At 62.0% G+C, this 10,490-nt stretch carries 11 protein-coding genes; 6 read left to right on the top strand and 5 right to left on the bottom strand.

Annotated elements, in window-relative coordinates:
- Together serS and ACE3QM_RS22370 are read right to left on the bottom strand one after the other, a co-directional pair.
- Nucleotides 1-920 (bottom strand): serine--tRNA ligase (gene serS, locus ACE3QM_RS22375; protein WP_374424991.1); only part of this gene is annotated, 920 nt, incomplete at its 3' end.
- Between the two features lie 26 nt (nucleotides 921-946).
- Nucleotides 947-2,263 (bottom strand): replication-associated recombination protein A, encoded by a 1,317-nt coding sequence (locus ACE3QM_RS22370; RefSeq protein ID WP_048407748.1) that lies wholly within the window; start codon nucleotides 2,261-2,263, stop codon nucleotides 947-949.
- A 165-nt stretch (nucleotides 2,264-2,428) separates the two neighbouring features.
- Between ACE3QM_RS22370 and ACE3QM_RS22365 the strand changes: the two genes are divergently transcribed.
- From ACE3QM_RS22365 to ACE3QM_RS22340, 6 genes are all read left to right on the top strand, one after another.
- Nucleotides 2,429-2,959 (top strand): GNAT family N-acetyltransferase, encoded by a 531-nt coding sequence (locus ACE3QM_RS22365; protein WP_231460988.1) that lies wholly within the window; start codon nucleotides 2,429-2,431, stop codon nucleotides 2,957-2,959.
- A gap of 190 nt (nucleotides 2,960-3,149) precedes the next feature.
- Nucleotides 3,150-3,782 carry a transcriptional regulator gene (locus ACE3QM_RS22360; RefSeq protein WP_231460987.1) on the top strand — a complete coding sequence of 211 codons (633 nt, stop codon included), beginning with the start codon at nucleotides 3,150-3,152 and terminating at the stop codon, nucleotides 3,780-3,782.
- 127 nt (nucleotides 3,783-3,909) lie between these two features.
- Nucleotides 3,910-5,226 carry a hypothetical protein gene (locus ACE3QM_RS22355; RefSeq protein ID WP_374424987.1) on the top strand — a complete coding sequence of 439 codons (1,317 nt, stop codon included), beginning with the start codon at nucleotides 3,910-3,912 and terminating at the stop codon, nucleotides 5,224-5,226.
- Nucleotides 5,227-5,291: 65 nt separating this feature from the next.
- Nucleotides 5,292-6,608, top strand: coding sequence for a serine dehydratase subunit alpha family protein (locus ACE3QM_RS22350; protein WP_231460985.1), 1,317 nt, complete (start codon nucleotides 5,292-5,294; stop codon nucleotides 6,606-6,608).
- A 481-nt stretch (nucleotides 6,609-7,089) separates the two neighbouring features.
- A complete protein-coding gene (locus tag ACE3QM_RS22345; protein WP_374424985.1) occupies nucleotides 7,090-7,518 on the top strand; it encodes a LexA family protein in 429 nt (142 codons plus the stop codon).
- Nucleotides 7,515-8,789, top strand: coding sequence for a Y-family DNA polymerase (locus tag ACE3QM_RS22340; protein ID WP_374424983.1), 1,275 nt, complete (start codon nucleotides 7,515-7,517; stop codon nucleotides 8,787-8,789). The genes ACE3QM_RS22345 and ACE3QM_RS22340 overlap by 4 nt, the downstream gene beginning before the upstream one ends.
- Here the strand turns inward: ACE3QM_RS22340 and ACE3QM_RS22335 are convergent, their stop codons facing one another.
- From ACE3QM_RS22335 to ACE3QM_RS22325, 3 genes are read right to left on the bottom strand one after another with little or no spacing between them, the layout of a single operon-like run.
- A complete protein-coding gene (locus ACE3QM_RS22335) occupies nucleotides 8,790-9,416 on the bottom strand; it encodes an SOS response-associated peptidase (protein WP_374424981.1) in 627 nt (208 codons plus the stop codon).
- A 37-nt stretch (nucleotides 9,417-9,453) separates the two neighbouring features.
- Nucleotides 9,454-9,957, bottom strand: coding sequence for a hypothetical protein (locus tag ACE3QM_RS22330; RefSeq protein WP_374424979.1), 504 nt, complete (start codon nucleotides 9,955-9,957; stop codon nucleotides 9,454-9,456).
- Nucleotide 9,958: 1 nt separating this feature from the next.
- Entirely contained in the window at nucleotides 9,959-10,390 is a 432-nt protein-coding gene (locus tag ACE3QM_RS22325; protein ID WP_374424977.1) for a lysozyme, read from the bottom strand.
- Nucleotides 10,391-10,490 lie beyond the last annotated feature (100 nt).

Genomic DNA, 10,490 nt, shown 5'->3' with positions numbered 1-10,490 from the left:
ACCATTTCTTCCAGCGCGGCGTAGGAGTCTTCCGGCTTCTCGATGCGCACCATTTCCACCTTGTCGAACTGGTGCTGGCGAATCATGCCGCGGGTGTCGCGGCCATAGCTGCCGGCTTCGGAGCGGAAGCAGGGCGAATGCGCGGTCAGCTTCAGCGGCAGATCCTCGGCCTTGAGGATGCTGTTGCTGACGGTGTTGGTCAGGGTGATTTCCGAGGTGGAGATCAGGTACTGGTCCACATTGCCTTCTTCACCGCCCTTGGTCACCTTGAACATGTCCTCGGCGAACTTGGGCAGTTGGCCGGTGCCCAGCAGCGCGCTGTCGTTGACGATGTAGGGGGTGTAATGCTCGACATAGCCGTGATCGCCGGTATGGGTGTTCAGCATGAACTGGGCGATGGCGCGGTGCAGGCGGGCGATATCGCCCTTGAGCACGGTGAAGCGCGCGCCGGACAGCTTGGCGCCGGTGTCGAAATCCAGGCCCAGCGGCGCGCCGACATCGACGTGATCCTTCACTTCGAAGTCGAACTGGCGCGGCACGCCGACGCGGCGCACTTCCACATTGTCGTTTTCGTCCTTGCCCACCGGCACCGATTCGTGCGGCAGGTTGGGGATGGACATCAGCCAGGCGTCCAGCTGTTTTTGCACCGCGTCGAAACCTTGCTCGGCGGCTTTCAGCTCATCGCCCAGCGTCGCTACTTCGGCCAGGATGGCTGACACGTCTTCACCCTTGCCCTTGGCCACGCCGATCTGCTTGGAGGAGGCGTTGCGCTTGGCTTGCAGTTCCTGCATGCGGGTTTGCAGGGATTTGCGGTCGGACTCCAGCTGATTGAAGGCGGCGGTGTCCAGGGTATAGCCGCGGCCGGCCAGACGGGCGGCGACGGCTTCGATGTCGTTGCGAAGCAGATTGATGTCGAGCATGGTTAGGTTGGTCCTGTTTCTTTCACTTATTCGGAGTCTTGCCGGGCGTCGTCGTCGAGTTGACGCAGGAAATCCAGCTTGTCCCTTATTTTGCTTTCCAGTCCGCGCGGCGTCGGCTGATACCAGCGCATGTCTTCGATTCCTTCCGGCAGATAGGTCTCGCCGGCGGCGTAGGCATGGGGTTCGTCATGGGCGTAGCGGTATTCGTGGCCGTAGCCCAATTCCTTCATCAGCCGAGTGGGCGCATTGCGCAAGTGTACCGGCACCGGCCGGGATTTGTCCTGCTTGATGAAGGCGCGGGCCTCATTATACGCCTTGTAACCGGCATTGCTCTTGGCGGCCACGGCCAAATACAGCGCGGCTTGAGCCAGCGCAAGTTCGCCTTCCGGGCTGCCCAGCCGCTCATAGGTGGCGGCGGCCTCGTTGGCGATCTGCATCGCGCGCGGATCGGCCAGGCCGATGTCTTCCCAGGCCATGCGCACCAGCCGGCGCGCCAGATAGCGCGCGTCGGCGCCGCCGTCCAGCATCCGCGTCAGCCAATACAGCGCCGCGTCGGGATTGGAACCGCGCACCGATTTGTGCAGCGCGGAGATCTGATCGTAGAAATCGTCGCCGCCCTTGTCGAAGCGGCGCGCGTTGACGGTCAGCACCTCGGACAGAAAGTCGCGGTCGATCTGGCCGGCCTTGCGCGCGTAGGCGGCGGTGCGGGTCTGCTCCAACAGGTTGAGGAAACGGCGGGCGTCGCCGTCGGCGTAGCCGGTCAGGGTATCGATGGCGGCATCGTCGAAGCTCAGCCCGTCCAGCGCGCCATTGGCGGCGGCGCGTTCGAACAGCTGGCGCAGTTCTTCCTCGTCCAGGCTGTTGAGCACATAGACCTGGGCGCGCGACAGCAAGGCCGAGTTGACCTCGAAGGAGGGGTTTTCCGTCGTGGCGCCGATGAAGGTGAGCAGACCGGATTCGACGAAGGGCAGGAAGGCGTCCTGCTGGCTCTTGTTGAAGCGGTGCACCTCGTCGACGAACAGAATGGTGTGGCGGCCGGAGCGCTGCAGCGCGGCGTGAGCGCGCTCCACCGCTTCGCGGATGTCCTTGACGCCGGAGAACACCGCCGACAGCGGGATGAACTCGGCATCGAAACTGGCGGCGAGTATGCGCGCCAGCGTGGTTTTGCCTACGCCGGGAGGGCCCCACAGAATCATCGAGTGCGGGGTGCGCGCTTCCACCGCCAGCCGCAGCGGCTTGCCGGGGCCGATCAGGTGCCGCTGGCCGATCACCTCGTCGAGGCGGCCGGGACGCAGCGCTTCAGCCAGCGGTTTTTTCGGTTCATTGGCAAACAGATCGTTCATGGCGGGGTTCTGCGGCGGGGAAAATCAAAGCGACAGTATATCAGTTGATCCGCCGGGCGCGGCTGACTGGCGTTTTTGTTGCGATGCAAAAAATATAGCGCAAATGGATTATTGCTGGCAGATTGTTTCCATTGTCATGATGTTGCGAATAGCTGGGAGATAGCGATGCAAGCAGTGGATACCGGCCGCATGATTTTGCGGCCTTTCAAGGAGGATGACCTGGACGCCTTCTACCGGCTCGGCACCGTGGCCGAGGCCATCCGCTATGTGGGCAATACGCCGTTCGGCTCGCGCGAGCAAGCCTTGCAGGCGATGCGCGACGGCCCGTTGGCGGACTATGAGCGGCATGGTTTCGGCCGAGTGGCTTGCGTGTGGAAGGACAGCGGCGAGGTGATAGGCTTCAGCGGCCTGAAATACATGGCGGCGGTGGACGCGGTGGAACTGGGCTATCGCTTTCTGCCGGAGTATTGGGGCCTGGGCCTGGCCACCGAGTCCGGCCGCGCCTGTCTGCGCTTGGCTCGCGACGTCCATGGCCTGGACCGGCTGGTGGGCCTGGTGCATCCGGACAATGCCGGATCGGCGCGGGTATTGAGCAAGCTGGGTTTCGCGGTGGAAAGCCGGGTGCGCTTGGATTTTATCCCGGACACGCCGGTGGATGTGTTCGCCAGGCGCTTATTGGCCGAGGAGCCCTTGTAAAACAATAGCCAGCAAGGCCTGGCCCAATCTTGAACCCGCCGTTTCGGCGGGTTTTTTCATTGGGCGCCGCCTGGGCGGGATCTAGCGGTTTTGCCGAGTTTGACGCGCGTCAAATGCGCGCGCAGTTGCGCATGACATGCCGGAAATGTGATGGATAGAATCTCGCCGTGATAAATTTTTTGTCATCGCCATGAAACTATATCTCGACGCCGAAGTGCTCGCCGACTTTGTGTCGGCCCTGTTGGGGCCGGACAGCGAAGTGGCGGTGCATGATCTTTCCGATCCCAGCGCCTCGCTAAAAATCATCCGCAACGGGCATTTGTCCGGCCGCAGCGTGGGCGCGCCGGCCACGGATCTCGCCTTGAGCATGGCGCGGGAGTGTTCCGGCAAGGGCGGCGAGAACTACCGCTTGAACTACCACAGCAAGACCAGGGGCGGCGTGTCGCTGCGCTCGTCCACGCTGGTGATCAAGGACGATGCCGGCCGCGTGCAGGCGATGTTCTGCGTCAATTCCGACGATAGCCGCTACCAGCGCGCGCTGGAGGCGGTGCAGGCGCTGCTGCCGGCCGAGCTGTCCCTCGATCCGCACCAGGAAACGCTGTCGCTGGGAATAGACGATGTTGGCGTGGGCATCATGCAAAACGTATTGGAACAGTACCCGATGGACCCGGCGCGTTTGTCCGGCGATGAGAAACTGGAGGTGATCAGGGAGTTGAATCGACGCGGCTTGTTTTCTATCCGGGGATTCGTCGGCAAGGCCGCGCAGGCGCTGGAGATTTCCGAACCCACGCTTTACCGCTATCTGAAACAGTGCCGTGAATGACGGCTTTTGATGTGCATCCGTAGCTCCCGTACCGCGCTGTTGGCGCAGCGCGTCCGGGAAAACCAAGCACCCGGTTGGCGCCGGATTGCTTGAAACAGTACATGAAACTACTAAAGGAACATTCAGTATGGACATCAGCCAGGTGGGCGTCAAGCCCAGGGCAAGCGCTGCCCAGCGCGCGGGAATGAGCGAGACGGAATGGCGGGAGGCGATACGTTTCGATAGCACCGACCGCGGTTGGGTGGTGATGAGCATAGGCATGGCGATAGGCGCCGGCATTGTTTTCCTGCCGGTGCAGGTGGGGCTGATGGGGCTGTGGGTGTTTCTGCTGTCGTCCGTCATCGGTTACCCGGCGATGTATCTGTTCCAGCGTCTGTTCATCAATACTTTGGCGGAGTCGCCGGAGTGCAAGGACTACCCCAGCGTGATCAGCGGCTATTTGGGCAAGAACTGGGGCATCTTGCTGGGCGCGCTCTACTTCATCATGCTGGTGATCTGGGTATTCGTGTATTCGACGGCCATCACCAATGACAGCGCCTCCTTCCTGCACAGCTTCGGCGTCACCGATACCTTGCTGTCCGCCAATCCCTTTTACGGCCTGGGGCTGATTTGCCTGCTGGTGGCGCTGGCGTCTCGCGGCGAGCAGCTGTTGTTCAAGATTTCCACCGGCATGGTGCTGACCAAGCTGGGCGTGGTGGCGGTGCTGGGCCTGGCCATGGTGTCGGAATGGAATATGGTCAATGTCGGCGCCTTCCCGTCCGTGGGCAGCCTGATCAAGGACGCCATCATCATGTTGCCGTTCACGCTGACCTCCATTCTGTTCATCCAGAGCCTGAGCCCGATGGTGATTTCCTATCGCGCGCGGGAAAAGTCGCGCAAGGTGGCGCAGTACAAGGCGATGCGGGCGATGAACATCGCCTTCGGCATCCTCTTCGTCACGGTGTTTTTCTATGCGGTGTCCTTTACCCTGGCGATGGGGCATGAGCAGGCGGTGAAGGCCTCGCATGAAAACATCTCGGCCCTGGCCATGGTGGCCAGCAGCATGCCGGGCGACATGGTCAAGCTGTTCAGCCTGATCCTGAACATTTTTGCGGTGATGACCGCCTATTTCGGCGTCTATCTGGGCTTTCGCGAGGCCTGCCAGGGCCTGGCGATGAATCTGCTGCGCCGGGTGATGCCGGAGGAGCGCATCCGTCCCGAATGGGTGGCCAAGGGCATCATGGTGTTCACCGTGCTGCTGTCCTGGGGTGCCATCGTGTTGAACGCGCCGGTGCTGAGCTTCACCTCGATCTGCAGCCCGGTCTTCGGCCTGGTGGGCTGCTTGATTCCGGCCTACCTGGTTTACCAGGTGCCTTTCCTGCACAAATACAAGGGCGGCGCGCTCAAGATCATCATCGCCACCGGCCTGCTGCTGTGCGTGTCGCCTTTCCTGGCCTTCTCCTGATTTCAGCCGCTGCGCGCCTGGCGGGCAGCGGCAAGGCATTGACTTGATTTGAAAGTGTAACAACCATGACTGCATCGACTCTCAACACCGATTTATGGCCGCGCTTCGTCACGGCGGCACGCGCTGAAGTCGCGCCGGCGCTGGGCTGCACCGAGCCGATTTCACTGGCGCTGGCCTGTGCCATCGCCGCCAAGACGCTGGGCCGCGCGCCTGAGCGCATCGAGGCGCGGGTATCGCCCAATCTGATGAAGAACGGCATGGGCGTGACCGTGCCAGGCACCGGCACCGTCGGCCTGCAGATCGCCGCCGCGGTGGGCGCGCTGGGCGGCGATCCTGACGGCAAGCTGGAAGTGCTCAAGGGTTTGCGCGCGGAGGTGGTGGACGCCGCCAAGCGCATGCTCGCCGAACACCGGGTACAGCTGAGCATCGCCGAGGTGCCCAATATCCTGTACTCGGAAGCCCGGGTGTTCGCCGGCGGCGAGGAGGCCCGCGTCTGCATCGCCGACTCGCACACCCATGTGGTGCTGATCGAGCACAATGGCGAGGCGCTGTTCCGCGCTCAGCCGGAAAGCACGGGCCAGGCCGGCGTCGCCTACGATTTTTCCGACGCAAAAGCGCGGGACATTTATGACTTCGCCACCCAGGCACCGCTGGATATGATGGACTTCATCCACGAGGCGGCCACCTTGAACGAGGCCTTGTCGCGGGTAGGCATGGATGGCCAGTACGGTCTGCACATCGGCGCGACGCTGCAGAAGCAGGTGCGGGCGGGTTTGCTGTCGGACAACCTGCTGACCCGGATTCTCACTCGCACCACGGCGGCGTCCGATGCCCGCATGGGCGGCGCCACCCTGCCGGCGATGAGCAATTCCGGTTCCGGCAACCAGGGCATTGCCGCCACCATGCCGGTGGTGGTGGTGGCCGAGCATGTCGGCGCGGACCGGGAAACGCTGACGCGGGCGCTGATGCTGTCGCACCTGATGGCGATCTACATCCACGCCCGCTTGCCCAAGCTGTCCGCGCTGTGCGCGGTCACCACCGCATCCATGGGCGCGGCGGCGGGCATGGCCCATCTATTGGGCGGCGGCTACGCGGTGGCCGGCATGGCCATCTCGAGCATGATAGGCGATCTGGCCGGCATGATCTGCGATGGCGCGTCCAATAGCTGCGCGATGAAGGTGTCCACCTCGGCCGGCTCGGCCTATAAGGCGGTGCTGATGGCCTTGGACGGGGTGTGCGTGGCCGGCAGCGATGGCATCGTCGAATGCGAGTTGGACGCATCCATCGCCAATCTTGGCAAGCTGGCCAGCCAGGGCATGGTGCAGACCGATGTGCAGATTCTGAAAATCATGATGGACAAGCAGGCGGCCGCCGCGAGCTGATTCGACGGCAGCTTTGCGCGAAGCCGGAGTCCGGCTTGACGCCCTCGAAGCGGAACGGCTTCGGGGGCGTTTTCCATGGAGCCGACGCTTGGATCGCAGTGTCCGGTGACGGTTTGGGCGCGGCAGGGGCGGGCTATTGCGGAAAACGGCAGTGCTTTGGCGGACGCATGTCATGATTCCACGCGCGAGAAACCTTTGCGACGGAATCTTTATTCAGGAAGATTCATGGCCTTGCGTGGCCATGGAGATAAAAACCAGGGATGGTGCGAAAGGAGAGACTCGAACTATGGCTATTTTATTGAGTATTTTGTTAGTATGGGACAGTTTTGGGACAATAAGATTGATGAAGTGCCACACTTGATCTCTTCTTGGCGATCCAGTGATCTGGGTTAATGTTCCCATACAGCATGTAGTAAACCCATTTTGATATCCTGCCGGACATGGTCTAATTTGAATTTGTACGCATTCAAATTTCACTCCCATGACCTCGCACCCTCCCAGCCGACCTGTCGCCAGCGGTCTGTTGCTGCCCGTTGCCGGCGATCCAGTGCGCGCCGGCTTCCCGTCGCCAGCTGACGACTACCTCGACGACTCCATTAGTCTTGACGCTTACCTGATTGCAGACCCTGCTGCCACATTCCTTGTCCGCGTCCGTGGTGACTCGATGAGCGGAGCTGGAATAGGGGAGGGCGACCTGCTGGTGGTAGATAAGGGGCTGACGGCGAATCATGGCGACATCGTGATCGCGATTGTCGATGGCGAGTTCACCGTCAAGCGGCTTCACAACCTGCGCGGCCGTTGCGCGCTGATTGCCGAGAACCCGGCCTATCCACCGATCACACTGTGCCCGGGTCAGGAGCTGCAGGTCTGGGGCGTCGTGACCGGCGCGGTGAAGAAGTTCCGGCGATGAACACCAAGACCCTGTTCGCGCTGGTTGACGGCAACAGCATGTACGCAAGCTGTGAGCGCGTATTCCGGCCGGACCTGATCGGCCGGCCCATTGTCGTGCTGAGCAACAACGACGGTTGCGTCGTGGCGGCCAGCGCCGAGGCTAAGGCGCTGCCTGGCATCAAGATGTTCGGCCCCTTCTTCGAGATCGCGGACCTGTGCCGTAAACATGGCGTGGCCGTGTTCTCAAGCAACTATGCACTTTACGGAGACATGAGCCGGCGCATGATGCGGGTGTTGTCCGAATTCGCCGCCGAGCAGGAAATTTACTCAATTGACGAGTGCTTCCTCGATATGACCGGCATGCCTGATCTGGACGCACACGGACACAGGATGCGTCAGGCCGTGCTGAGTCGCGTTGGCATCCCGACCTGTGTCGGCATGGGTCCAACCAAAACCCTGGCCAAGTTAGCCAATCGGATCGCCAAGAAACAGCCGAAATGGAATGGTGTGTTCGAATGGGACTTCGTCACGCCGGCCGAGGCCGATCAGATGATGGCGCAGATAGAGGTGGGCGATGTGTGGGGCATTGGTCGCCGACTGTCCGAGCAGCTGCAGGCGATGAACATCCACAACGCGCTGGATCTGAAGCGGTCCGATCCGCGCCGCATCAAGCGGCAGTTCTCGGTCGTGGTGGAGCGGACAGTGCAGGAGCTGAACGGCGTGAGTTGCCTAGCGCTTGAAGATGTGACACCCAGCAAGCAGCAAATCATCGCATCGAGGTCGTTTTCCAAGAAGGTGCGAGACCTGAACACTCTGATCGCATCCATTTCGCACCACGCGGCGCGGGCGGCGGAAAAGCTGCGCGCCCAAGGCTCGACAGCACGCATGGTGGGCGTCAGCATCAACACAAGCCCGTTTTCGGACGTCGCCCAGTATCGGCCCTACATCGTCGTGCCGCTTGTGCGGGCATCCGACGACACAATAGAGATTACCCACGCGGCGCTGGCCGGGCTGCGCGCCATCTACCGGCCGGGCTACCTGTATCACAAGGCGGGGATCGTGCTGATGGAGATTGGCCCGCGCGGCGTGGTGCAGTCTGACCTGTTTGCGGCGCCACCAGATCCACGACGCGAGCGACTGATGCGGACGATGGACGCCATCACCCGCCAGTTTGGCCGGGGCACGCTACGGCTGGCGGCGGAAGACATGACGCAACGCTGGCAGATGCGGCAGGACGTGAGATCGCCGCGCTATACCACTCGGCTGGATGAACTGCTGATAGTGCGTTGATTACGTCTTGCGCGGCAGCGGCGCATCTAAAGCGGTCATCAGCTCCGCCGGGAACAGCGTCAGAAAGGTCCGGGCCAGCTCCGGCTCAGTGCACGCCAGCCATGCCGGATACTGCGCCGGCGGCAGGATCACCAGCGAGCGCTTCTCGTCGCCTGGCTTGTGCATACGCCGCATTAGTGGGTGATCATCGGCGTTGATCGTGATCTGCGTGAAGGCATGCGAGACGCCGCCGTCCGGCTCCTGCCACTCTCGCCACATGCCGGCCACCGCAAACGGCTCGCCGTTGGCCAAGCTGATGCGGGTACGCACCGCATTTCCGGTTTCATAACAAGGTTCGAAAAACGCATGCATCGGCACTAAGCAAAGCTGGCACCGGCGCCACGGGCCTTTATATGTCGGCTTCTCCCCTATCGTCTCGGCGCGTGCGTTCATGGTTGTGAAGCGAACGCCAGCCGGCAGATGGCGCTTAGGCACGAAGCCATAGGATGCTAACAATAGGCCGCCGGCGGTGATGATAGGCGCCGCATAGTCCTGCCAGGTTTCGGAGCGCCACTCCATGCCTGTGGCGTCAAGGCCGAAGCCGTCCAACAACTGGCGGTGAGTGGGCGGGGTGAAGTTGACGCACATGCTGGAGTCCGATGAGTGCCAGATTCCAGCATAGACTTTACTCGGCCCTGGCGCGGCCAGTAGCCAGGATCACCTGACAGGTGCCGAGCTTTTTGGCCGCGTTATCGGAGTCGCCGGCAATGGCGTACTGCTCAACCCCAAATCGCTCAAGAGCCTCTGCAAGTTTTGCTCGCTGCGCTTCAGAAAATTCGGCTCCTGCTTCGCCATTATGTTCGCCGGCGCCGGCGGCAGCTGCGGGCAGATTGCTACCGTCGGCGAGTTGGTCGCGCAGCCGGAGCTGAGCGCGCAGACGAGCAATAGCCCCTTGAAGTTCAACTTTTCCATTCTCCAATCCCTCTTGGTATGCGGCCGCGGCGGATGCGTCGCTCTTGGCCGTGCTCTGTTCCTTTGCCCGTGCTGCTTTCTCCGCAACAACTACCGTTTCAGCAGCCGCTGCGCGCTGGCTCGCGGCGTCGCGCTCGGCAAGTACAGCGCGGTAATGCCAGCCTGCGGCGGCCACGGCCACCAGCACAATGCCGGCAAGAATCAGTCTCCAGTTCATCTTATTTCCCCAGAAACATTGCCTGTTCGGCGGCGCGGCGCCGGGTGAGGCCGGGCAGCTCCTTGCCGCCGGCCTTGTTCCAGCGCAGGAACTGAGCGGCCGCGCCGGCGTAGTCGCCCGCGTTGAGCAATCGCAGCAGCGTAGAACCCTGCAGCGCACCAAGGCCTAAGTTAAAGCTGAAACAGACCAGCGCATCGAACTGGTTCTGGTTCAGCGGCACCTTGACCAGTCGGGTGACGCCGGTTTCGAAGCGGCTCAGATCGCGCGCCAGCAGCGCGTCGGCCTGGGCCTGGGTGATGACTTGTCCAGGCGTAACGTCTGGGCCGGTGTGGCCGTAGCCGTTCGTCCAGATGCCGGCCGGGCATTTGTATGCGACCAGCTTCAGGCCCTCAGAGCTCTTCACCAGCGTGACTCCTGCATCGCTTGTTTTCATGCATGCCTCCAAAAGAAAAAGCCCGCTCTTGGCGGGCCATTGGGTTTTGAGCCGATTGTTACTGCATCACGTCTGCGCGTTTTTTGAGCCACGCCTCCAG

The organism is Chromobacterium sp., assembly GCF_041912965.1.
GTDB lineage: Bacteria > Pseudomonadota > Gammaproteobacteria > Burkholderiales > Chromobacteriaceae > Chromobacterium > Chromobacterium aquaticum.
Note: the sequence above shows the minus strand (reverse complement) of the source record. Positions and strands in the feature narration are given on the sequence as shown.